Consider the following 23,012-nt stretch of genomic DNA (forward strand, 5'->3'; position numbering starts at 1 on the left):
CTCCTCCTTGTGTTAACCCACAACCAGGTTAAGCAGTTTGCCCGGAACATAGATCACTTTGCGAATCGTGACGCCGTCCAGATATTTAGCCACCAGATGCTCTTCGGCAGCGCGCGCACGCACTTGCTCTTCGGTCGCATCGGCAGATACGGTGATTTTAGCGCGAACCTTGCCGTTCACCTGCACCACCACCAGCTTGGAGTCCTCGACCATCGCCTGCTCGTCGGCAACCGGCCATGGCGCGGTGTCCACGTCGCCTTCGCCGCCCAGCGCCTGCCACAGGGCGAAGCACACGTGCGGGGTGAACGGATACAGCATGCGAACGACGGCCAGCAGCGCTTCCTGCAGCAGCGCGCGATCCTGCTCGCTCTCCTGCGGCGCGCGGGCCAGTTTGTTCATCAGCTCCATCACGGCGGCGATCGCGGTGTTGAAGGTCTGGCGGCGGCCGATATCGTCGGTCACTTTGGCGATGGTTTTGTGCAGATCGCGGCGCAGCGCTTTCTGCTCTTCGTTCAGCGACGCCACGTCCAGCGGCTGCACCGCGCCTTTTTCCACGTGATCGTAGGCCAGTTTCCATACGCGCTTCAGGAAGCGGTTAGCCCCTTCCACGCCGGATTCCTGCCACTCCAGCGTCATTTCTGCCGGTGAAGCGAACATCATGAACAGACGCACGGTGTCCGCGCCGTATTTTTCCACCATCTCCTGCGGGTCGATGCCGTTGTTCTTCGACTTCGACATTTTGCTCATGCCAGCATAGACCAGTTCACGGCCTTGCGGATCGGTGGCCTTGATGATGCGGCCTTTGTCATCGCGCTCGACGGTGGCGTCAACCGGGGATACCCAGACGCGCTCGCCGCTGTTGCCGGTGTAGTAGAAGGCGTCGGCCAGCACCATGCCCTGACACAGCAGGCGCTTGGCCGGCTCATCGGAATCCACCAGGCCCGCATCGCGCATCAGCTTGTGGAAGAAGCGGAAGTACATCAGGTGCATGATGGCGTGCTCGATACCGCCGATATATTGATCGACCGGCAGCCAGTAGTTGGCGGCGGCCGGATCCAGCATGCCCTGGTCGTACTGCGGGCAGGTATAGCGCGCGTAGTACCAGGAAGACTCCATAAAGGTGTCGAAGGTGTCGGTTTCGCGCAGCGCCGGCTGGCCGTTGACGGTGGTCTTCGCCCACTCAGGGTCGGCCTTGATTGGGCTGGTGATGCCGTCCATGACCACGTCTTCCGGCAGGATCACCGGCAGTTGGTCTTCCGGCGTCGGCATCACGGTGCCGTCTTCAAGGGTCACCATCGGGATTGGCGCGCCCCAGTAACGCTGACGGGAAACGCCCCAGTCGCGCAGACGGTAGTTGACCTTGCGCTGGCCGACGCCTTTGGCGACCAGTTTGTCGGCGATGGCGTTAAAGCCCGCTTCGTTGTCCAGACCGTCAAACTCGCCGGAGTTGAACAGCACGCCTTTGTCGGTCATCGCTTCGGCGCTCACGTCAGGCTGGCTGCCGTCGAGGTTCAGGATCACCGGTTTGATCGGCAAATCATATTTGGTGGCGAATTCCCAGTCGCGCTGGTCGTGCGCCGGCACCGCCATCACGGCGCCGGTGCCGTATTCCATCAGCACGAAGTTGGCGACCCACACCGGCAGCTTCTCGCCGCTCAGCGGGTGGACAACGAACAGGCCGGTCGGCATGCCTTTCTTCTCCATCGTCGCCATTTCGGCTTCGGCCACTTTGGTGTTGCGGCATTCGTCGATGAAGTCGGTCAGCGCCGGGTTGTTGCGCGCGCCCTGTTGCGCCAGCGGGTGGCCCGCGGCGACCGCCACGTAGGTGGCGCCCATGAAGGTGTCGGGACGGGTGGTGTAAACCGTCAGCTTCTCTTCGCTGCCAGCCACGTCGAAGGTGATTTCCACGCCTTCGGAGCGGCCAATCCAGTTGCGCTGCATGGTTTTCACCTGCTCCGGCCAGCTTTCCAGCGTGTCCAGATCGTTCAGCAGCTGATCGGCGTAGGCGGTGATTTTGATGAACCACTGCGGGATCTCTTTACGCTCGACCTTGGTGTCGCAGCGCCAGCAGCAGCCGTCGATAACCTGTTCGTTGGCCAGCACGGTCAGATCGTGCGGGCACCAGTTCACCGCCGAGGTCTTCTTGTAGACCAGGCCTTTTTCATACAGCTTGGTGAAGAACCACTGTTCCCAGCGGTAGTATTCCGGCTGGCAGGTGGCGATTTCGCGATCCCAGTCGTAGCCGAAGCCCAGCAGTTTCAGCTGGTTCTTCATGTATTCGATGTTGTCGTAGGTCCACGGGGCCGGCGCGGTGTTGTTTTTCACCGCCGCGCCTTCCGCCGGCAGGCCGAACGCATCCCAGCCGATCGGCTGCAGTACGTTTTTGCCCAGCATGCGCTGATAGCGCGAGATCACGTCGCCGATAGTGTAGTTACGAACGTGGCCCATGTGCAGTCGGCCGGACGGGTAAGGCAGCATGGATAGGCAGTAGTACTTTTCCTTGCTGTCGTCTTCGGTAACTTTGAAAGTCTGCTTCTCTTGCCAGTGAAGCTGTACGTTCGATTCTATGTCTTCTGGACGGTATTGCTCTTGCATGGCGGCCGGTGGTCCTGTAGGTGTAAACCGTTGCCCCGGTCAGAGGCAACACAATGAACATTTAGTATTCGTAGATCCGCATAGCATAGCTGATAAGACCTCCCGGCAACAACTCCAAGCGCCTGACTCGGCGCATTTAAAAAAAACGCCGCCATGACGCGGCTCACAACCTGCGGATCCCGCGTCTTGCCAAGTGACATCAGTCATTTACGGCTAAAGTAAGAACAAGTAGCTTAAGGGTATCCCCATGGCCAAGTCCGGCGCAGCGTTTATCGAGGAGAGTCTATGAACAAGGTTGCTCAGTATTACCGCGAATTGGTGGCATCGCTGACCGAACGTCTGAAAAACGGCGAACGCGATATCGACGAACTGGTGGCCAGCGCGGAGCGGCGGTTGAACGAGGCCGAAGATCTGACCCGCGACGAGGTGCGGCAGGTGACGCAGGCGGTGCGGCGCGATCTGGAAGAGTTCGCCCGCAGCTATCAGGAAAGCCGGGACGAGTTTACCGACAGCGTGTTTATGCGGGTGATCAAAGAGAGCCTGTGGCAGGAACTGGCGGATATCACCGACAAAACCCAGCTGGAGTGGCGCGAGGTGTTCAAGGATGTCAGCCACCACGGCGTTTACCACAGCGGTGAAGTGGTGGGGCTGGGCAATCTGGTGTGCGAGCAGTGCCATTACCACCTGGCGTTCTACACGCCGGAGGTGCTGCCGCTTTGCCCGAAATGCGGTCACGACCAGTTCCAGCGCCGGCCGTTTGAACCTTGATGACGTTCCCCGCCAGGGCGGAGAACGCTAAGGCCGGCGTTTAACGGAACAGTTTCTTCAGCAAGTTGCTCAGGAAACCGCCGCTGACGGCTGCCGGGGCGGCTTGCGCCTGCGCCGGTGCGCTGGCTGGTACGGCGACGCCGGCCGGGATTTTCTGCGCGACCGCGATGCGGCTGTCCTGAGCGGCTTTCTCTGCCGCTTCCGGGCCGTAGGCGAAGCCTTCCGCCAGTACGAATTCAACGTCGGTGATGCCGATAAAGCCCAGGAACAGCTTCACGTACGGCGTGATCAGATCCGTCGGCGTGTCGGCGTGGATGCCGCCGCGGCTGGAGATGACGATCGCTTTTTTGCCCGTCACCAGCCCTTCGGCGCCGGCGGAGGTGTAGCGGAACGTCTGACCGGCGCGGGCGATCAGATCGAAGTAGATTTTCAGCTGCGTTGGAATGTTGAAGTTGTACATCGGGGCGCTGATGATCAGCGTGTCGTGCGACTTCAGCTCGGCAATCAGCTCATCGGACAGCGCCAGGGTGCTCTGCTGATGCGGCGTCAGCGGTTTGTCGCCGGCGGTAAAGCCAGCCATCACTTCGCCATCCAGCTCCGGCAGCGTTGGGTTGGCCAAGTCGCGCACGGTGAAGGTGTCTTCTGGGTGAGCTTCACGCCATTGTTCAACAAAAAAATCGACTAATTTTCCAGACTGGGAATATTCACCCAGAATACTTGATTTCAGGACCAGTACGCGGCTCATTGGCTTATCTCCAGGCGAAGTGTAATCGGTAACGATGTCAATCGGTGTAAACGCATGGTAGAGGCAAGCCATCAACAGTGATAGCGCAAAAATTCGCTGAGTTAAATCAAAAAAATTGAATGAGGGCGCGAGCGCGCCCCGAGAGGATTAATAACGCGCGACGCGCTCGGCCAGCAGATCGATAAAGCCTGCGCGATCGATGCCGGTCAGCACTTCCACGTTGGCCGCGTTGCCGGTTTGCTGGAAATAGTCCACCACCGTCATGCCGACGGTGTACTCCCCTTTGGTTTCCACACCGACCCAGCGTTCAACGCCGGTAAACAGCTGCGGCGCCAGCAGCCAGGCGATGGTGCAGGGATCGTGCATCGCCGCGCCAGGCAGGCCGCGCGGGTGGCTGAGATACAGCGGCAGGTAAAAATCGAGCATCTCCGCCACCGCCTGCGCGACCGGATTGGCTATCTGACGAATGCGCTCGATATCCTGCGGCAGCACCAGCGCCTGATGGGTGACGTTCAGCCCAGCCATGGTCAGCGGCACGCCGGATTTCAACACCATCTCGGCGGCTTCGGGATCGACGAAGATATTGAATTCCGCCACCGGCGTGGTATTGCCGGCATTCATGCCGCCGCCCATAAACACGATGCGCTCGATACGGCTTTTCAGCTCGGCGTGCTGGGCCAACAGCAGGGCGATGTTGGTCATCGGGCCGGTCACCACCAGGGTGATTGGCTGCGGGCTGGCGCGCAGCAGGTCGGCGATCAGCTCGACGGCGCCGCGGGGATCGGGTTTGAGGGCCGGCGTCGGCAGGTGGGTGTTGCCCATGCCGGTTTTGCCGTGGACATAGTCGGCGATCACCAGCTCGCGCATCAGCGGGCGAGCGGCGCCGGCGGCGACAGGGATGTCCTCGCGCTGCATCAGGGTCAACAGACCCAGCGCGTTGTGCAGGGTTTTTTCCGGCGTCTGGTTGCCGGCGGAGGTGGTGATGGCTTTGATGTCCAGCTCCGGCGAGCGCAGCGCCATAGCCAGCGCGATGGCGTCGTCGAGGCCGGGATCGCAATCGATGATAATAGGGCGGGGCATGTTCTTTCTCCTCTGTTTGTTATCCGGCGAGCATCGGATCAAAAACGAGGAGATACAAGCGCTTTTCGTGCCGGGAGAAAAGATGCGCCCCTGGCGGGGCGCATAGCGAGAACTTAGTGCAGGATCTTGGCGAGGAAGTCCTTGGCGCGATCGGACTCGGGGTTGTTGAAGAAATCGTCTTTGTTGCGGTCTTCGACGATTTTGCCTTCGTCCATAAAGATCACGCGGTTCGCCACCTTGCGGGCGAAGCCCATTTCGTGGGTCACCACCATCATGGTCATGCCTTCGTTCGCCAGCTCGACCATCACGTCCAGCACTTCGTTGATCATTTCCGGATCGAGCGCCGAGGTCGGTTCGTCGAACAGCATGGCGATCGGATCCATGCACAGCGCGCGGGCGATGGCGACGCGCTGTTGCTGGCCGCCGGAGAGCTGACCGGGGAACTTGTTGGCATGGGCGGACAGGCCGACGCGTTCCAGCAGCTTCAGGCCCTTCTCGCGTGAGGCGGTCTTGTCGCGCTTGAGCACTTTTACCTGCGCCAGCGTCAGGTTGTCGATAATGGACAGGTGCGGGAACAGCTCGAAGTGTTGGAACACCATGCCGACCTTGGCGCGCAGCTGCGCCAGGTTGGTTTTCTTGTCGTTAACGGGCGTGCCGTTCACCAGGATGCTTCCCTGCTGGATCGGCTCCAGGCCGTTGACGGTTTTGATCAGGGTGGACTTGCCGGAGCCTGAAGGACCGCAGACGACGACCACTTCGCCTTTTTTCACTTCGGTGGTGCAATCGGTCAACACTTGAAAGTGACCGTACCACTTGGAAACATTTTTCAGGGATATCATCAAACAGTCCTTTTCTTCAAATAGCTTACCAGCGCCGAGGCGGCGAGGCTGATAACAAAATAGACAAAGCCGGCGAACAGGATCATTTCAACCTGGGTGCCGTCGCGTTCGCCGATGGTCGATGCGGTGCGGAAGAAGTCGGCCAGGCTCAGTACGTAAACCAGCGAGGTATCCTGGAACAGGACGATGCCCTGGGTCAGCAGCAGTGGCACCATGGCGCGGAACGCCTGCGGCAGGATCACCAGCCGCATGGATTGCCAATGCGTCATGCCCAGCGCCAACGCGGCGGAGGATTGGCCGCGCGAGATGCTGATGATACCGGCGCGGATGATTTCCGAGTAATAGGCCGCTTCAAACAGGGAAAAGGCTACCATAGCCGAGATCAGGCGAATATCGGTTTTCGGCGACAGGCCTAGAACCTGTTGTAATAAGCTTGGAACCACCAGATAGAACCACAGCAGCACCATCACCAGCGGCACCGAGCGGAACAGGTTAACATACAGGGTGGCGAACCAGCTGATGGGCTTGAACGGCGACAGACGCATCACCGCCAGCACGGTGCCCCACAGAATGCCGACCACGATGGCGGTCACGGTGATCTTCAGCGTGATCGCCATGCCCTGCAGCAGATAAGGGAAGCTTGGGACGATCGACGCCCAGTCAAATTCGTACATTATTTACTCCCCAGGTTGCCAGGCAACTGCACTTTCTTTTCGACCAGACGCATAAACAGCATGATCACGGCGTTGATGCCGATATAAGCCAGCGTAATGGCGGTAAAGGATTCATAGGCGTGTGCGGAGTAATCCAACAGCTTGCCGGCCTGTGCGGCCATGTCCACCAGTCCGATGGTGGAGGCGATGGCGGAGTTTTTGACCAGGTTGAGCATCTCCGAGGTCATCGGCGGCACGATAACCCGGTAGGCGTTCGGCAACAGCACGTAGCGGTAGGTTTGCGGCAGCGTCAGGCCCATCGCCAACCCGGCGGCTTTCTGGCCGCGCGGCAGGGATTGAATGGCGGCGCGCACTTGCTCGCAAACGCGGGCGGCGGTAAACAGCCCCAGACAGAGCATGGAAGAGACGAAGAACTGCACGTTGGGATCCAGCTCGGTCTTGAACCAGGTGCCGATATTGGCCGGCAGCAGCTCGGGGATCACCAGATACCAGGTAAAGAATTGCACGATCAGCGGCACGTTACGGAACAGTTCGACGTAACAGGTGCCGAGAGTGGAAAGAAAGCGGTTGGGCACGGTACGCAAGATACCGAACAGCGAACCGACGAAGAAAGCGATAATCCATGCACAGACGGAGAGGGCCACCGTGACCTGAAAGCCGGACCAAATCCAGCCGAGGTAAGTGGTGTTCCCAAACGGGGCCTGCTGCAGGAAGATACCCCAGTTCCAATCTATTGACATAACAAACTCCGGTAAACGGGCGCAGGGCGCCGAAGATTGATGACTTGATGAGCGCCGATCGCCGTGCGGCCAGTCTGGCTGGCTTGTTGTGTGCGGAGATCGGTGATGCGCGTTGGGGAAAATGAGGGAGGGGAACGGCCCCCCTCATACCTGTCTGTCCCAGTCATCAACTGGGCCGGTTTGGCCTGCGGCCGCCCCGGCTCTTGTTCTATTTAGTTCAACGCTTTGTCGTTAGGCTCTTTGAACAGCTGCTTCATGTCGTCCGAGAGTTCGAAGTTCATGTTGAGGTTTTTCGGTGGAATAGGCTGCTTGAACCATTTGTCAAACCACTTGGCCGCTTCACCGGAGGTTTGCGCCTGGGCGATGGTGTCATCGACCAGCTTTTTGAACTCAGGATCGTCTTTGCGCAGCATGCAGCCGTAGGCTTCTTTCGACTGCGGCGTGCCGATGATTTCCCACTGATCCGGCTTCTTGGCCTTGGCGCGCTCGCCCGCCAGCAGGGCATCGTCCATCATGAAGGCCACCGCGCGGCCGCTTTCCAGGGTGCGGAAGGAGTCACCGTGGTCTTTGGCGCTGATGATGCGCATGTTCATTTTGTCGCTGTCGTTCAGCTTGTTCAGCAGCACTTCGGAGGTGGTGCCGGAGGTGACCACCACCGGCTTACCGGCCAGGTCTTTAAAGTCTTTGATGTCGGAGCCTTTTTTCACCAGCAGACGGGTGCCGACCACGAAAATGGTGTCGGAGAAGGCGGCCTGCTTTTGGCGCTCGAGGTTATTGGTGGTGGAGCCGCACTCGAAGTCATAGGTGCCGTTTTGCAGCAGCGGGATGCGGTTCTGCGAGGTAATCGGCAGCATTTTCACCTGCAGATTCGGTGCATTAAGTTTTTTCTTAACGGCTTCAACGATTTGGTTGGAGTAGTCCTGAGAGTAGCCCACAACTTTTTGTTGGTTGTCGTAGTAGGAAAAGGGCACTGACGATTCGCGGTGGCCGACAACGATCACGCCGTTGTCTTTGATTTTCTTCAGCGTACCGGTCAGGTCTTCCGCATGCGCCACGCTACCTGCCATACCGAGCAGCAGTAACGATAACGCCAATTTACGCATTTGCATGGTCCAACTCCTTTGCTGTTGTGGTGGCTCTGACTAAAGAGCGTCAGGTTAAATCGACTATTTATTGCTCAAGTTATAAAGATAGTCTTAGAACGGATAGCCGTTAAAAAATAACCGATTGTGAATACCTTGAAACTAAAATGTTTCATTTTTTGAGACGCCGCGCGCACCAAATCAATGCAACGAAACCCTGACGCCCCCGCGTGGTGCGCTCAATGCACCCAAAATGTGCACAGGTGCGACAAAACGTCAGCAAAAGTAAATCGGCGCGCGATGTCACCATAGTTAAAGCAAGGAGTGTGCCAGCCGCGTTGATTTAACGGCGTTTTCTGACCAAGGAGGGGACAGTGACGAGAACGCGGGGCGCGGCGGGCGCGCCCCGGCGAGAAGGACTATTTGCGGCGCAGGCCCAACATCAGCGCCCAGCCGCCCAGCAGCAGGGTTATCACCCACAGCGGCGTGGCGCCGAAGCGTGCGTAAGGCGTGACGCCGGTGGTCGGCGTGACCTTCACTTCGAGCACCTGACGGGTAAACTGCGGGATCTCGGCGATCACCTCGCCGTTCGCATCCACCGCGGCGGTAACGCCGTTGTTGGTGCTGCGCAGCAGCGGTCGGCCGAGCTCCAGCGCCCGCATGCGCGCCATCTGGAAATGCTGCCACGGGCCGATGGAGTGGCCGAACCAGGCATCGTTGGAGATGGTCAGCAGGAAGTTGGTGTCCGGGCGGAAGTTATCACGCACCTGCTGGCCCAGCACGATTTCGTAGCAGATGGCCGCCGTCAGGTTGTAGCCGCGTACGCTGAGCTGCGGCTGCACGTAGTCGCCGCGGCTGAAGGAGGACATCGGCAGGTCGAAGAACGGCGCCAGCGGCCGCAGCAGCGTCTCCAGCGGTACGAACTCGCCGAACGGCACCAGGTGGTGCTTGTTGTAGCGATCGTTGGCCGGGTACCTGTACGGCGTCGGTTCACCGAGCACGATGGCGCTGTTGTAGATTTGCTGGCCCTGCGGCGTGGCGCGCACGTCGACGATGCCGGTGATGAGGCTGCTGTTCTTCGCCCGCATAAGGTCGTCCATCATCGTCAGGAAACCGTTCTGATTGGCTTCATAATCCGGGATGGCGGATTCCGGCCAGATGACGATCGGTGCCTTACCCATGTAGGGACGGGTTTCGTCCAGATAGGTTTGCAGCGTGCTGACCAGCGCTTTCGGATCCCATTTCATCGATTGAGCGATGTTGCCTTGCACCATGGCGACATTCACCGCTTTATCCGTCTGCGGAGTAAACCACTGCAGCTGGCGCAGCGGCCACGGCAACAGCAGCAGCGCGGCGGCGATCACGGCTGCCGAGAGGCGGCGCTGATTGACGGCGTACACCAGCAGGCCGGCGATGGCCATCAGCACAAAGGTGATGGCGTCGACGCCCAGCAGCGGCGCGATGCCTTTCAGCGGGCCGTTGATCTGGCTGTAGCCGAACTGCAGCCACGGGAAGCCGGTCAGCACCCAGCCGCGCAGGAATTCGGTCACCTGCCACAGCGCCGGCGCGGCGATGGCCAGCCGCCACCAGCGGGTAGCCGGCCACAGGCGCGTCAGCAGCCCGGCGAACAGCCCGGTATACAGCGACAGGTAAGCGGCGAGCAGCACCACCAGGAAAACGTTGACGGCGAAGGGCATGCCGCCGAAATCAGCGATGCTGACATACACCCAGTTGATGCCGCTGCCGAACAGCCCGAAGCCCCAGACAAAGCCAAGCAGGGCGGACTGTTTGGTGGTGCGATTGAGGGTGACGGCCAGCAGGCCGAACAGGGAGACGATGGCCGCGGGCCAGAAGTCGTAGGGCGAGAACGCCAGCGTCCCGCCGGCACCTGACAACAGCGCCAGCAGGGCGCGAACCCGCTGGCGTTCAAGTAATGAGGCTTTAGCCATGTTGGATTTAATCTTCCAGTTTCGGTGGTGGAGAATCGTCCGGAATTTTCACATGAACCTGGATAATACGTCGACTGTCGGCCATGGCAACTTTAAATAGGTAACCTTCGATTTCAATGGTTTCCCCGCGCGCCGGCAGGTGGCCGAAGGCCTGCATCACCAGACCGCCGATGGTATCGACCTCGTCGTCGCTGAAATGGGTGCCGAAGGCGTCGTTGAAGTCTTCGATCGGGGCCAGCGCGCGCACGGTGTACATGTGGCGGCTGAGCTGGCGGATATCCAGATCGTCTTCGTCGTCGTATTCGTCTTCGATCTCGCCGACGATCAGTTCCAGGATATCTTCGATGGTGACCAGGCCGGACACGCCGCCGAATTCGTCAATGACAATCGCCATATGATAGCGCTGGGAGCGGAACTCTTTCAGCATCCGGTCGACGCGCTTGCTTTCCGGCACCACCACTGCGGTGCGCAGCACCTTGTCGATGCTGAACGGCTCGGAGTCTGCGCGCATGAACGGCAGCAGATCCTTGGCCATCAGGATGCCTTCGATGTGATCTTTGTCTTCGCTGATCACCGGGAAGCGCGAGTGGGCGGAGTCGATAATCACGTCCAGGCACTCTTCCAGCGTCTGGTTGCGCTTGAGCGTCACCATCTGGGAGCGAGGGATCATGATGTCGCGCACGCGCTGTTCGGCGATATCCATCACGCCTTCCAGCATGTCGCGGGTATCGGGATCGATCAGGTCGTTTTGTTCGGAATCACGGATCAGCTCGACCAGATCGCCACGGTTTTTGGGTTCGCCGTGGAACAGCTGGTTAAGGATAAGAGTAAAGAACCCCTTCTTGGGACTGGGGCTGTCATTGCTTTGTGAATGGTCGTCGCTCATGGCGTTTTCGTTACTGTCACTCATGTCAGAGTTAAGGGGCGTCAGCGACAGCCCCGTTAGGGGCTGTAAGGTAAACGGCTGACGTCAGACGGGGTCTTTTTCCGCCAGGTACGGATCAGGATAGCCCAGTCCGTGCATGATTTCGGTTTCCAAAGACTCCATTTCTTCGGCTTCATCGTCTTCGATGTGGTCATACCCTAGCAGATGAAGGCTGCCGTGGACAACCATATGCGCCCAGTGGGCCTCCAGCGCCTTGCCTTGCTCAATCGCTTCCTGTTCAACCACCTGGCGGCAGATGATCAGATCGCCGAGCAGCGGCAGTTCGATGCCCGGCGGAGCCTCGAACGGGAAAGAGAGCACGTTGGTCGGCTTGTCTTTGCCGCGATAGGTCAGGTTCAGCTCGTGGCTTTCCGCTTCGTCCACCAGACGTACGGTCACCTCGGCCTCTTCCTGAAATTGCGGCAGCACGCCTTCCAGCCAGCGCTGGAACGTGGCTTCATCCGGCAGGCCGTCGCTGCTTTCACAGGCAATCTGCAGATCCAAAATCACCTGACTCATGGTGTCTCCTGCTCGGAGGCGGCGAGCGCCTCGCGCTTACGTTGTTCGGCAATTGCGTCTTTGCGTTTCTGTTCGGCCGCTTCCCAGGCCTCATAAGCGATGACCACGCGGGCCACCACCGGGTGGCGCACCACGTCTTCGCTGTGGAAGAAGTTGAAGCTCAGTTCTTCCACGTCCGACAGCACTTCCACCGCGTGGCGCAGGCCGGATTTCTGGTTGCGCGGCAGGTCGATCTGGGTGACGTCGCCGGTGATGACCGCCTTAGAGTTGAAGCCGATGCGCGTCAGGAACATCTTCATCTGCTCGATGGTGGTGTTCTGGCTCTCATCCAGAATGATAAAGGCATCGTTCAGCGTACGGCCGCGCATATAGGCCAGCGGCGCGACTTCGATCACGTTGCGCTCAATGAGCTTCTCCACGCGCTCGAAGCCCAGCATTTCGAACAGGGCGTCGTACAGCGGGCGCAGATAAGGATCGACCTTCTGGCTCAGATCGCCCGGCAGGAAGCCCAGTTTTTCGCCGGCTTCGACCGCAGGACGGGTCAGCAGAATGCGGCGAATTTCCTGGCGTTCCAGCGCATCCACCGCGGCGGCGACCGCCAGGTAAGTTTTGCCGGTACCGGCCGGGCCGATGCCGAAGGTGATGTCGTGATCGAGAATGTTGGCGATGTACTGCGCCTGGTTAGGCGTGCGCGGTTTCACCATGCCGCGCTTGGTTTTGATGGTGACCGCCTTGCCGTAATCCGGCACGCTGTCCGCCACCTGTTCCAGCACCCGGCTCTCTTTGATCGCCAGATGGATTTGCTCCGGATCGATATCCGGGATCACGCCGCGAATCGGCGCGGTATCCACGTACAGATGGCGCAGGATATCGGCGGCGGCGACCACGCACAGGTTTTTGCCGACCAGCTTGAAGCGGTTTTCGCGACGATTGATTTCGATGCCCAATCGGCGCTCGAGTTGCTTGATGTTGTCATCAAACGGGCCGCACAGGCTGAGCAAACGCTGGTTGTCTGCGGGCTCCAACATAATTTCTTGTGTTGCGACGTTCAAACTATTCCTCTAGGTCACATCGGGCCTGGTTGATGTCACATAGCGCGTCCGGGACGCGCGCGTTCAGGGCGAGCCTGAATACTCTCTTTCTTGAATTATTCATGGTGCGCCGCAACGGCGCAAGTTTACCGCTGATCTATCTGTGCGCCGTCGGCGGAATTCAAGGGAAGATAAGGAAAAAACGCGGCGGGGCGCAAAGCCCGCCGCGTCATCACAGAACAAGGCCGCCGAGAATCAGTTCTTTTTCACGAACTCGGATTTCAGTTTCATCGGGCCGAAGCCGTCGATTTTGCAGTCGATGTTGTGGTCGCCTTCCACCAGACGAATGTTTTTCACCTTAGTGCCGATCTTCAGCATCGAGGAGCTGCCTTTAACCTTCAGGTCCTTGATCACGGTGACCGCGTCGCCGTCTGCCAGCAGGTTGCCGTTGGCGTCTTTGACGATCAGCGCGTCCTGATCTTCCGCCGGGGCGCTGTCGCTCCACTCGTGGGCGCACTCAGGGCAGATGAACAGGGCATTGTCCTGGTAGGTGTATTCGGAGTTGCACTTCGGGCAGTGTGGGAGTTGCATGTTATGTCGCCTCTTCAACAATAAAAAATAAAAAAAGAACATCACCGGGCGCGGACGCCCGGCGGAGAAACGGTAAGGAGTAGCGCGAACGGGCGGCGATAATGCGAGCCGCCGCGGCGTCAGGGCTGGTAAATGCCGACGCCCAGCGCGTTTTCTTTGCGGGTACGGGCGATCACCGACTGCGGGGATTCATGTACGCGCAGATCCATCTGCTGTTCGGTGCGCACCACTGCGCCACGCAGGGTGTTGGTCAGCACCTCGGTAATTTCCACGTCGACAAACTGGCCGATCATGTCGGGCGTGCCTTCGAAGTTTACCACACGGTTGCACTCCGTGCGCCCGGCCAGCTCCATCACGCTTCTGCGCGAGGTGCCTTCCACCAGAATGCGCTGGACGGTGCCGAGCATGCGGCGGCTGAACTGCAGCGCCTGCTGGTTGATGCGATCCTGCAGAATATACAGCCGCTGTTTTTTCTCTTCTTCGCTGACGTCGTCAACCATGTCCGCCGCCGGCGTACCGGGGCGCGACGAATAGATGAAGCTGAAGCTAACGTCGAAGTTGACGTCGGCGATCAGGTTCATGGTCTGTTCGAAGTCGGCCTGGCTCTCGCCCGGGAAACCGACGATGAAGTCGGAGCTGAGCTGGATGTTCGGGCGCGCCTTGCGCAGCTTGCGGATAATCGCCTTATACTCCAGCGCGGTATGGGCGCGTTTCATCATGGTCAGGATGCGATCCGAACCGCTCTGCACCGGCAGGTGCAGGAAGCTGACCAGCTCCGGCGTGTCTTCGTACACCGCGATGATGTCGTCGGTGAACTCGATAGGGTGGCTGGTGGTGAAGCGAATGCGATCGATGCCGTCGATGGCGGCCACCAGGCGCAGCAGTTCGGCGAACGAGCAGATATCGCCGTCATGCGTGGCGCCGCGGTACGCGTTGACGTTTTGGCCGAGCAGGTTGACTTCGCGCACGCCCTGCGCCGCCAGTTGGGCGATTTCGAACAGCACGTCGTCGCTCGGGCGGCTCACTTCCTCGCCGCGGGTGTATGGCACCACGCAGAAAGTGCAGTATTTGTTGCAGCCTTCCATGATCGACACGAACGCGGTCGGGCCTTCGGCGCGCGGCTCCGGCAGGCGGTCGAACTTTTCGATCTCAGGGAAACTGATATCGACCACCGGGCTGCGGGTGCCCTGAACGTGGTTGATCATTTCCGGCAGGCGGTGCAGGGTCTGCGGGCCGAATACCACGTCGACGCAAGGCGCGCGGCTGCGGATCAGTTCGCCTTCTTGCGAGGCCACGCAACCGCCGACGCCGATGATGACAGACGGGTTCTTCTCTTTCAGCAAGCGCCAGCGCCCCAGCATGGCGAAAACTTTTTCCTGCGCTTTTTCACGGATCGAGCAGGTATTCAGCAACAGCACGTCCGCTTCCTCGGCGTTGTCGGTCCACTCGAAGCCGTGCGTGCTGTTCAACAGGTCGGCCATTTTCGATGAATCGTACTCATTCATCTGGCAGCCCCAGGTTTTGATATGTAGTTTTTTCGTCATTGACTTGCCATTACTCAGTGCGGAGCGAAAGTTGCGTTACGCGACATGCAGGGCGCGTATTGTAATCATTTGCCGCTGTTGTGACCAGCGCGGGGGAAAATGGCATGCAACCTGAAGCCGAAGCGAAAATCCGGTACACTGCGCAAAACGCCATGTCGGGTGGGATGGCGAGCATTCACATAGAAAACATAGCCAATATGAAGACATCTCAAAATCGGTACGACGCGGTGGTGGTGGGCGGCGGCATGGTCGGCGCGGCGGCGGCTCTGGGCCTGGCGCAGGCGGGCTGGTCGGTGGCGTTGCTGGAACATCAGGCGCCGCAGGCGTTCGAGGCGCAAAGCCCGCCGGACCTGCGCATTTCCGCTATCGGCTGCACCTCGGTGGGGCTGCTGAAACAGCTCGGCGCCTGGCCCGCCGTGACGGCGATGCGCACGGTGCCGTATCGCCGGCTGGAGACCTGGGAATGGGCGTCGTCGCGCGTGGCGTTCGATGCGCTATCGCTGGGGCTGCCGGAGTTGGGCTTTATGGTGGAAAACCGCATTTTGCAGCTGGCGCTGTGGCAGCAGTTCGCACAGTGCGCCAATTTGACGCTGCTGTGCCCCGCCAGGCTGCAATCGCTGCAGCGGGCGGACAAGGCCTGGCAACTGACGCTGGACAGCGGTGAAACGCTGCAGGCGCGGCTGGTTGTCGGCGCCGACGGCGCCAACTCGCAGGTGCGCAAGCTGGCGGCGATCGGCACCAATGGCTGGCAGTATCGTCAGGCGTGCATGTTGATCACCGTCGATACCGGCGCGCCGCAGCAGGATGTGACCTGGCAGCGCTTCTTCCCGTCAGGGCCGCGCGCTTTCCTGCCGCTGTACGACAGCTGGGCGTCGCTGGTGTGGTATGACAGCCCGCAGCGCATTCGCCAACTGCAGGCGATGCCGCCGGCGCAGCTGGAGCGCGAGATCGCCGCCGCTTTTCCGGCGCGACTGGGCCCGGTCAAGGTGCATGCCGCCGGATCGTTCCCGTTGACGCGCCGTCATGCGCAGCGCTACGTGCTGCCGGGCCTGGCGCTGCTGGGCGATGCGGCGCATACCATCAACCCGCTGGCCGGGCAGGGCGTCAATCTGGGGTATCGCGATGTGGATGCCTTGCTGAACGTGCTGAGCGAGGCGCGGGAGCAGGGAGAAGACTGGAGCGGCGAGGCGGTGCTGCTGCGCTATCAACGCCGCCGCCGTACCGACAATCTGTTGATGCAGAGCGGCATGGATCTGTTCTATACCGCCTTCAGCAATAACCTGGCGCCGCTGACCGTGGCGCGCAATCTGGCGCTGATGGCCGCGCAGCGGGCGGGTAAGCTGAAAGAGCATGCGTTGAAGTACGCTTTGGGATTGTAACCGACAGGGCTCAGCGGTGGCTGGGCCTATTTAAGGTTGGCTGAACGGCAGACAGCAAAAAGCCCGCCGAAGCGGGCTTTTCTAAATATGGCTGGGGTGCCAGGATTCGAACCTGGGTATGCTGGTATCAGAAACCAGAGCCTTACCGCTTGGCGACACCCCAATTATGGTGGCTACGACGGGATTTGAACCTGTGACCCCATCATTATGAGTGATGTGCTCTAACCAGCTGAGCTACGTAGCCGATGTTACTTTTTACTTCTTTGATTTGCAAGCAGTTTGTTATGGCTGGGGTACCTGGATTCGAACCAGGGAATGCCGGTATCAAAAACCGGTGCCTTACCGCTTGGCGATACCCCACCTGCAAACAAATCTTATGTTGAAACCCCGTTCCCGAAAGAATATGGCTGGGGTACCTGGATTCGAACCAGGGAATGCCGGTATCAAAAACCGGTGCCTTACCGCTTGGCGATACCCCATCAACATACTGCGCCGACGATGAAGAGAAATGGTGCGGGAGGCGAGACTTGAACTCGCACACCTTGCGGCGCCAGAACCTAAATCTGGTGCGTCTACCAATTTCGCCACTCCCGCAAATACAAAAAAGAGATGGTGGCTACGACGGGATTCGAACCTGTGACCCCATCATTATGAGTGATGTGCTCTAACCAGCTGAGCTACGTAGCCCTCTTTTTTTGCTTTGCCTTCATCGGCGTTGCGGGGCGCATTATGCGTATATGACCGATTTGCGTCAACAAGTTTTTTCCCGAAAAAGCGCCCGGAAGCGCCGTTTGTCTGGGTTGTGAACATTATGGCGATAAAATCGGCAATTCAGGCAGTTGGCGGGCGGAAAAGGCAACAAAAAGGCGGGCCAAAAGGCCCGCCTCGGGGAAAATGCCGCACGATTATTTATAGGCGGCCTGGTGCACGCCGACGGCGCGGCCGGAAGGATCGTCCATCTTCTTGAACGATTCATCCCACTCGATGGCCTTGGCGGACGAGCAGGCGACGGATGGGCCGCCCGGCACGCATTCGGCGGCGCTCGGCAGCGGGAACAGCTCCTCGAAGATTTCGCGGTACAGGTAGCCTTCTTTCGACGTCGGCGTGTTGTACGGGAAGCGGAAACGCGCGGTTTCGAGCTGTTGATCGCTAATTTGCTGCGCAGCCACCTCTTTTAGCGTGTCGATCCAGCTGTAGCCGACGCCGTCGGAGAACTGCTCTTTCTGGCGCCAGGCCACGCTGGCGGGCAAATAGGACTCGAAACATTCGCGAACGATGTGTTTTTCCATTTTGCCGTTGCCGCACATTTTATCTTTCGGGTTGATGCGCATTGCCACGTCGAGGAATTTCTTGTCCAGGAACGGCACGCGGGCTTCGACGCCCCAGGCGGACATCGCCTTGTTGGCGCGCGCGCAGTCGAACATGTGCAGCGCCAGCAGTTTGCGTACGGTCTCTTCGTGGAATTCGCGGGCGTCCGGCGCCTTATGGAAGTACAGGTAGCCGCCGAACACTTCGTCCGCGCCTTCGCCGGAAAGCACCATCTTGATGCCCATCGCCTTGATTTTGCGCGACATCAGGTACATCGGCGTCGACGCGCGGATGGTGGTGACGTCATAGGTTTCGATGTGGTAAATCACGTCGCGGATGGCGTCCAGCCCTTCCTGCACGGTGAAGTGGATCTCATGGTGCACGGTGCCCAGATGGTTGGCCACCTCCTGCGCGGCGCGCAGATCCGGCGAGCCTTCCAGCCCGACGGCGAAGGAGTGCAGCTGCGGCCACCAGGCTTCGCTGCGTTCCTGATCTTCCACGCGGCGCGCGGCGTACTTCTTGGTGATCGCCGAAATGACCGAGGAATCCAGCCCGCCCGAGAGCAGCACGCCGTAAGGCACGTCGGACATCAGGTGGCTTTTCACCGACTCTTCCAGCGCGGTGCGCAGGGCGGCGGCGTCGGTCACGTTGTCCTTGACGCTGTCGTAATCGAACCAGTCGCGGCGATAGTATTCGCGGATCTGGCCGTCCTGGCTCCACAGGTAGCTGCCGGCCGGGAATTCCTTGATGGTGCGGCACACCGGCACCAGCGCTTTCATTTCCGAGGCAACGTACAGGTTGCCGTGTTCGTCATGGCCCATATACAGCGGGATGATGCCCAGGTGATCGCGGCCGATCAGGTAGGCGTCTTTTTCGGTGTCATACAGGGCAAAGGCGAACATGCCTTGCAGATCGTCGAGGAACTCCGGGCCTTTCTCCTGATACAGCGCCAGGATCACTTCACAGTCGGAGCCGGTCTGGAAGGCATAGCGGTCGCTCAGCTGTTGGCGCAGCGCCTGGTGGTTGTAAATTTCGCCGTTGACCGCCAGAACGTGGGTGTGCGCAGCGTTGTACAGCGGTTGAGCGCCGTTGTTGACGTCGACGATCGACAGGCGTTCGTGAGCCAGAATGGCTTTGTCGCTGGCGTAAACGCCGGACCAATCCGGGCCGCGGTGGCGCATCAGACGTGACAGCTCCAGCGCTTTCTTACGCAGTTCAACGGGATCGGACTTCAGATCGAGCACACCGAAAATAGAACACATACAACTCTCCTAACGGGCTTTTATGACTGTGATGTTGTTTTTACTGTTATGGGCAGCATTGCCGATTTATCAGCGATAACGCGGTTTTGCTGCGCTGTGGTTATGAAAATGCGCCAAAAGCTGCAGAGGATGCAAGCGTTTTAGCCCTGCGCTGAGAAATAGTTGTTTGCGTGGCTGAGGTTTTTAACGGATTTTCAGTTATCGGCGTAAAAAATTGTCGATTATGCAATTTTTAGCGTGATGGCGGGATTGCCGGCCAGTTTGACCGGCAATCGATTAGAGATTAGGCGATGAGCTGCCAGAGGGTGAACGCGGCATCCGGCGTCCAGCCGGCATTGGAGGTGTGCGCCTGAATACAGGTGTATTTCTTGCCTTTATAACTCACGACGTCGCCGGCTTTGTAGCTGTGGTTGTTCTGCCACTCGGGCGCGCCCGGATCGGGCGGCGTACCGTCATTGGCGGTTTTGACCGTCAGCGCGCTGCTCGGCAGGGAGGTATTGCCCAGGGTGTCGGTCGCGGTAACGAAGTAGCTGTACTGGGTTGCCGGCGTCAGACCGCTGTCGGCCAGCGACAGACCGGCGGTTTGGCCGATCGGGTTGCCGTTGCGGTAGACGGTGTAGCTGGCGATCGGTGAGGTACCGGTGGCGGCGGTCCAGCTCAGTTTCAGCGAGGTGGCGCCCAGCTCGGCGACCGTCAGCGCCGTCGGCGCATTAGGTTTTCCCGGCGGCGGGGTTACGCCGCCCTGAATCAGCGGCGCATAGCGGGTCTTGAACTCCCAATTGTAGGCGACGCCGGCTTTGCTCTTGCCGTTGTCCCAGTTGATTGACCAGGTCATCAGGCCCTTGATCGACAGGTTTTTGGCGTCGAGACGCGAGAAAGCGTTATACACCGCCTGTTTATCGATCACGTAGCCGGTGGCGGCGGCGTCGTTGTTGCTCGGCAGGCCGATGACGAATTTCGCCGCCGGGATCTTCGCATAGCCGCGGGTGCCGGTAACCAGGCTTTCCGTCAGGTAGTAGAGGAAGTCCTCTTTCATGGCGTCGTTATTCTGCGTGATCCAGGCATTGAGTTCATCCACCCAAATACCGTCGCCGCCCTGGTTATAATATTGCGGCGCGATAAAGTCGTAATAGCCTTCGAGGGCGTTAATATAATCCAGGTAGGTGCCGTTGGTGCGTAAATACGGGAATTCCGGCGCCATGCTGATAATAAAGTTTTTCCCCTGGGCGGCGTAATGGTCTTTTACTTTTTTCAGCGCCGCAGGCAAGACGGTTTTATTATTGGCGGCGCCGATCGCCGCCTGTTCCAGATCGATATCCAGGCCGTCGAAGCCATAGACTTCCACCAGGCGAATAATCTCGTCTTTCAGCTTGTCTTCGTCGCCGGTTTTCAGCTCGATATGCGCGTCTGCGCCGCCGAGGGAGATCAGCACCGCGCGGCCCTGGCTGTTCAGCACGCCCACCTGGCGGCGGAACTCGGCATCGGACAGGTTGTAAGGCTTGAAGGTCGGGATGCCCTGGCCTTTCATAAAGGCGACGGCCACCACGTTGTACTCGGCGGGAATGTCGGTCAGGTTCATATTGGTGAACTGGCCTTGCTGATAGCCGTCACTGGCGCCGGCGGCCCAGTTGTGCCAGAAACCCATCAGGATCTTTTTATTGGCGATAGACGGCATAATGGCCGCGTCATCGGCGGCGACGGCATTAATCGTGTTATTTGTGCTCATGGTAGCCTCATTAATTAGGGGTAAGGGTTTTTCGCTCGCCGGCAATATCAGCTATTGGCGGGGCGTAACGTTATAATGAGGATTTTTAACGCAGGCAGGCTGAAACCTTTTACGGCCATGAACGAATTAAATTCAAACCGACGCTGAGGGAGAAGGAAATAATGGCGGCCGGGCGGCCGCCATGGCCGCATCAGAAGATGGTGATATCGGCGACGGAAGGGTAGACGTAGCTCGGGCGGAACGGCATGGTTTCGATGTCGCTCAGCGTGGAGACGCCGGACAGCACCAGCACGGTTTCCAGGCCGGCCTGGAAGCCCGCCAGAATGTCGGTGCGCAGGTTATCGCCGACGATCACCGTCTCTTCCGAGTGCGCCTGCATTTTGTTCAGTGCGGCGCGAATGATCCACGGGCTGGGCTTGCCGACGTAAAACGGCTTGCGGCCGGTGATCTTCTCGATGGGGGCGCACAGCGCGCCGCAGGCCGGCGAGAAGCCGTGGCCGTGACTATCCGGGTTGGTGGCGATAAAGCGCGCGCCGTTACTGACGAAGTAGGCGGCTTTATGCATCATGTCCCAGTTGTAAGAGCGGGTTTCACCGACGATCACGAAGTCGGGGTTGATGTCGGTGATGGTGAAACCGGCTTTGTACAGCTCATGGATCAGGGCGCCTTCGCCGACCACATAGGCTTTTTTGCCTTCCTGACGGCGCAGGAAATCGGCGGTGGCCATCGCCGAGGTGTAGAACGCGCTCTCCGGCACTTCCAGCCCGGCGGCGGCGAAGCGGTTCGCCAGATCCTGCGCGGTCTGTGACGGGTAGTTAGTCAGCACCACCAGCGGCATGCCCTGTTCCTGGATGCGCGCCAGGAACAGATCGGCGCCTGGCACCGGCGTATTGTCATGCAGCAGCACGCCGTCGATATCGCATATAACGTTTTTGATTTTCATTTGTCGCTGTTTCTCATGATTACGGCAGGCGAAGGGTGACGATAACACGCCTGCCAGAAGCGGCGGATCAGCTTTCCAGCAATCGCTGCAAGAGCACGCCGTTGAGCATCGCGCGTTTGGCCAGGGCGAAAGCGCCGATCGCCGAGCGATGATTGAGTTCGGAGGTCACCACCGGCAGATTTTTGCGGAAGTCCTTCAGCACCTGGGTATTGATGCAGCTCTGGATCGCCGGCAGCAGCACCTTGTCCGCTTCGGTGATCTCACCGGCGATCACCACCTTCTGCGGATTGAACAGGTTGATGGCGATGGCCACCGCTTTGCCCAGATAGCGGCCTACGTGTTCGATCACTTCGCTGGCCAGCAGATCGCCGCGGTTGGCGGCCTTGCAGATGGCGTTGATGCCGCAGTCTTCCAGCGTCAGTTTGCTCGGATAGCCCTGGCTCAGCAGCTGGCGCACGCGCTGTTCGATCGCGGCGTTGGCGGCCACGGTTTCCAGGCAGCCGAAGTTGCCGCAGTGGCAGCGTTCCCCCAGCGGATCGATCTGGATATGGCCGATCTCGCCGACGTTGCCGTTGTTGCCGAGAAAAATCTGCCCGTTGACGATGATGCCGGCGCCGGTGCCGCGGTGCAGGCGTACCAGAATCGAGTCTTCGCAGTCGCGGGTGGCGCCGAAGTAGTGCTCCGCCAGCGCCAGGCTGCGGATGTCGTGGCCGACGAAGCTGGTGACGTTAAAGCGCTGCTGCAGGTTGTCCACCAGCGCCCAATTGCTGACGCTGATGTGCGGCATGTAGCGCACCACGCCCAGCGCCGGATCCACCAGGCCGGGCAGGATCACCGCGATGGCGATCAGCTCGCGCAGGCGGCGCTGGTTAGCGTCGATGAATTGGGCGATGGCGGCGAACAGCGCATTCTCCAGCGTTTCTTGAGTGCGTTCCGGCAGCGGATAGTGTTCTTCGCTGAGCGACTTGCCGCTCATGTCATACAGGGTGATGGTGGCGTCGTGGCGGCCGAGACGCACCGCGACGGTATGGAAATGACGGGTTTCCGACACGATGGAGATCGCGCGGCGGCCGCCGGTGGAGGCCTGCTGATCGACTTCTTTGATCAGCCCGCGCTCCAGCAGCTGGCGAGTAATTTTGGTGACGCTGGCGGGGGCGAGCTGGCTGAGTTCGGCAATCTGAATGCGCGAGATCGGGCCCTGCTGGTCGATCAGGCGGTAAACTGCCGCGCCGTTAAGTTGTTTGACTAAGTCAACGTTCCCTATTTGTGCTTGTCCGCCAGTGCTCATCAATAATTTTACTCGCTGTTCATT

At 59.5% G+C, this 23,012-nt stretch carries 19 protein-coding genes and 6 tRNA genes; 2 read left to right on the plus strand and 23 right to left on the minus strand.

What is annotated here, in order from left to right; genetic code table 11:
• Positions 1 to 12: 12 nt before the first annotated feature.
• A complete protein-coding gene (gene leuS / locus ACP3TA_RS11460) occupies positions 13 to 2,595 on the minus strand; it encodes a leucine--tRNA ligase (protein ID WP_033651151.1) in 2,583 nt (860 codons plus the stop codon).
• Positions 2,596 to 2,880: 285 nt separating this feature from the next.
• On the opposite strand from leuS, the gene ACP3TA_RS11465 reads away from it, so the two are divergent.
• Complete coding sequence (locus ACP3TA_RS11465) at positions 2,881 to 3,363, plus strand: zinc ribbon-containing protein (RefSeq protein WP_025301844.1); 483 nt, start codon at positions 2,881 to 2,883, stop codon at positions 3,361 to 3,363.
• Positions 3,364 to 3,403: 40 nt separating this feature from the next.
• Here the strand turns inward: ACP3TA_RS11465 and ACP3TA_RS11470 are convergent, their stop codons facing one another.
• From ACP3TA_RS11470 to miaB, 12 genes are all read right to left on the minus strand, one after another.
• Complete coding sequence (locus ACP3TA_RS11470; protein ID WP_426784606.1) at positions 3,404 to 4,108, minus strand: FMN-dependent NADH-azoreductase; 705 nt, start codon at positions 4,106 to 4,108, stop codon at positions 3,404 to 3,406.
• A gap of 147 nt (positions 4,109 to 4,255) precedes the next feature.
• The gene (gene rihA, locus ACP3TA_RS11475) at positions 4,256 to 5,188 is read right to left on the minus strand and encodes a pyrimidine-specific ribonucleoside hydrolase RihA (RefSeq protein WP_072628193.1); all 933 of its coding nucleotides are present in this window, start codon (positions 5,186 to 5,188) and stop codon (positions 4,256 to 4,258) included.
• A 113-nt stretch (positions 5,189 to 5,301) separates the two neighbouring features.
• Positions 5,302 to 6,027 carry an amino acid ABC transporter ATP-binding protein gene (locus ACP3TA_RS11480; RefSeq protein ID WP_004939983.1) on the minus strand — a complete coding sequence of 242 codons (726 nt, stop codon included), beginning with the start codon at positions 6,025 to 6,027 and terminating at the stop codon, positions 5,302 to 5,304.
• Positions 6,027 to 6,701 (minus strand): glutamate/aspartate ABC transporter permease GltK, encoded by a 675-nt coding sequence (gene gltK / locus ACP3TA_RS11485; RefSeq protein ID WP_015376945.1) that lies wholly within the window; start codon positions 6,699 to 6,701, stop codon positions 6,027 to 6,029. Before gltK ends, ACP3TA_RS11480 begins: the two co-directional genes overlap by 1 nt.
• Positions 6,701 to 7,441: an amino acid ABC transporter permease gene (locus ACP3TA_RS11490; RefSeq protein WP_004939979.1), complete on the minus strand. Its 741-nt coding sequence runs from the start codon at positions 7,439 to 7,441 to the stop codon at positions 6,701 to 6,703. The genes gltK and ACP3TA_RS11490 overlap by 1 nt, the downstream gene beginning before the upstream one ends.
• Before the next feature lie 212 nt (positions 7,442 to 7,653).
• Positions 7,654 to 8,550: an amino acid ABC transporter substrate-binding protein gene (locus tag ACP3TA_RS11495; RefSeq protein WP_253330681.1), complete on the minus strand. Its 897-nt coding sequence runs from the start codon at positions 8,548 to 8,550 to the stop codon at positions 7,654 to 7,656.
• Between the two features lie 392 nt (positions 8,551 to 8,942).
• Complete coding sequence (gene lnt / locus ACP3TA_RS11500) at positions 8,943 to 10,472, minus strand: apolipoprotein N-acyltransferase (protein WP_426784607.1); 1,530 nt, start codon at positions 10,470 to 10,472, stop codon at positions 8,943 to 8,945.
• Between the two features lie 7 nt (positions 10,473 to 10,479).
• Positions 10,480 to 11,358 (minus strand): CNNM family magnesium/cobalt transport protein CorC, encoded by an 879-nt coding sequence (gene corC, locus ACP3TA_RS11505; RefSeq protein WP_025301851.1) that lies wholly within the window; start codon positions 11,356 to 11,358, stop codon positions 10,480 to 10,482.
• Positions 11,359 to 11,442: 84 nt separating this feature from the next.
• Positions 11,443 to 11,916: an rRNA maturation RNase YbeY gene (ybeY, locus tag ACP3TA_RS11510; RefSeq protein WP_004939970.1), complete on the minus strand. Its 474-nt coding sequence runs from the start codon at positions 11,914 to 11,916 to the stop codon at positions 11,443 to 11,445.
• Entirely contained in the window at positions 11,913 to 12,944 is a 1,032-nt protein-coding gene (locus ACP3TA_RS11515) for a PhoH family protein (protein ID WP_175403938.1), read from the minus strand. The genes ybeY and ACP3TA_RS11515 overlap by 4 nt, the downstream gene beginning before the upstream one ends.
• A gap of 258 nt (positions 12,945 to 13,202) precedes the next feature.
• A complete protein-coding gene (locus ACP3TA_RS11520) occupies positions 13,203 to 13,538 on the minus strand; it encodes a zinc ribbon domain-containing protein YjdM (RefSeq protein WP_004939967.1) in 336 nt (111 codons plus the stop codon).
• Positions 13,539 to 13,657: 119 nt separating this feature from the next.
• Positions 13,658 to 15,082, minus strand: a complete 1,425-nt coding sequence (gene miaB / locus ACP3TA_RS11525; RefSeq protein ID WP_033642169.1) for a tRNA (N6-isopentenyl adenosine(37)-C2)-methylthiotransferase MiaB — start codon at positions 15,080 to 15,082, stop codon at positions 13,658 to 13,660.
• 197 nt (positions 15,083 to 15,279) lie between these two features.
• Here miaB and ubiF point away from each other — a divergent pair, with 197 nt between their 5' ends.
• Positions 15,280 to 16,461: a 3-demethoxyubiquinol 3-hydroxylase gene (ubiF, locus tag ACP3TA_RS11530; protein WP_033642170.1), complete on the plus strand. Its 1,182-nt coding sequence runs from the start codon at positions 15,280 to 15,282 to the stop codon at positions 16,459 to 16,461.
• A gap of 88 nt (positions 16,462 to 16,549) precedes the next feature.
• On the opposite strand, the gene ACP3TA_RS11535 is transcribed toward ubiF, so the two are convergent.
• The 10 genes from ACP3TA_RS11535 to nagC form a co-directional block, all read right to left on the minus strand.
• A tRNA-Gln gene (locus tag ACP3TA_RS11535) sits at positions 16,550 to 16,624 on the minus strand.
• A gap of 4 nt (positions 16,625 to 16,628) precedes the next feature.
• A tRNA-Met gene (locus tag ACP3TA_RS11540) sits at positions 16,629 to 16,705 on the minus strand.
• A 41-nt stretch (positions 16,706 to 16,746) separates the two neighbouring features.
• Positions 16,747 to 16,821: transfer RNA gene (locus tag ACP3TA_RS11545), tRNA-Gln, on the minus strand.
• Between the two features lie 44 nt (positions 16,822 to 16,865).
• Positions 16,866 to 16,940: transfer RNA gene (locus ACP3TA_RS11550), tRNA-Gln, on the minus strand.
• Between the two features lie 30 nt (positions 16,941 to 16,970).
• A tRNA-Leu gene (locus tag ACP3TA_RS11555) sits at positions 16,971 to 17,055 on the minus strand.
• Positions 17,056 to 17,071: 16 nt separating this feature from the next.
• A tRNA-Met gene (locus tag ACP3TA_RS11560) sits at positions 17,072 to 17,148 on the minus strand.
• Positions 17,149 to 17,366: 218 nt separating this feature from the next.
• Positions 17,367 to 19,031, minus strand: a complete 1,665-nt coding sequence (gene asnB / locus ACP3TA_RS11565) for an asparagine synthase B (protein ID WP_033642171.1) — start codon at positions 19,029 to 19,031, stop codon at positions 17,367 to 17,369.
• Positions 19,032 to 19,314: 283 nt separating this feature from the next.
• Positions 19,315 to 20,757 carry a carbohydrate-binding protein gene (locus ACP3TA_RS11570; protein ID WP_206196015.1) on the minus strand — a complete coding sequence of 481 codons (1,443 nt, stop codon included), beginning with the start codon at positions 20,755 to 20,757 and terminating at the stop codon, positions 19,315 to 19,317.
• A gap of 190 nt (positions 20,758 to 20,947) precedes the next feature.
• Positions 20,948 to 21,700 carry an HAD-IIA family hydrolase gene (locus ACP3TA_RS11575; RefSeq protein ID WP_004939957.1) on the minus strand — a complete coding sequence of 251 codons (753 nt, stop codon included), beginning with the start codon at positions 21,698 to 21,700 and terminating at the stop codon, positions 20,948 to 20,950.
• Between the two features lie 67 nt (positions 21,701 to 21,767).
• A complete protein-coding gene (gene nagC, locus ACP3TA_RS11580; RefSeq protein WP_019454064.1) occupies positions 21,768 to 22,988 on the minus strand; it encodes a DNA-binding transcriptional regulator NagC in 1,221 nt (406 codons plus the stop codon).
• Positions 22,989 to 23,012 lie beyond the last annotated feature (24 nt).

Source organism: Serratia sp. 2C06, from assembly GCF_050037615.1.
In the GTDB taxonomy this organism is placed as follows: Bacteria; Pseudomonadota; Gammaproteobacteria; order Enterobacterales; family Enterobacteriaceae; genus Serratia; species Serratia ureilytica.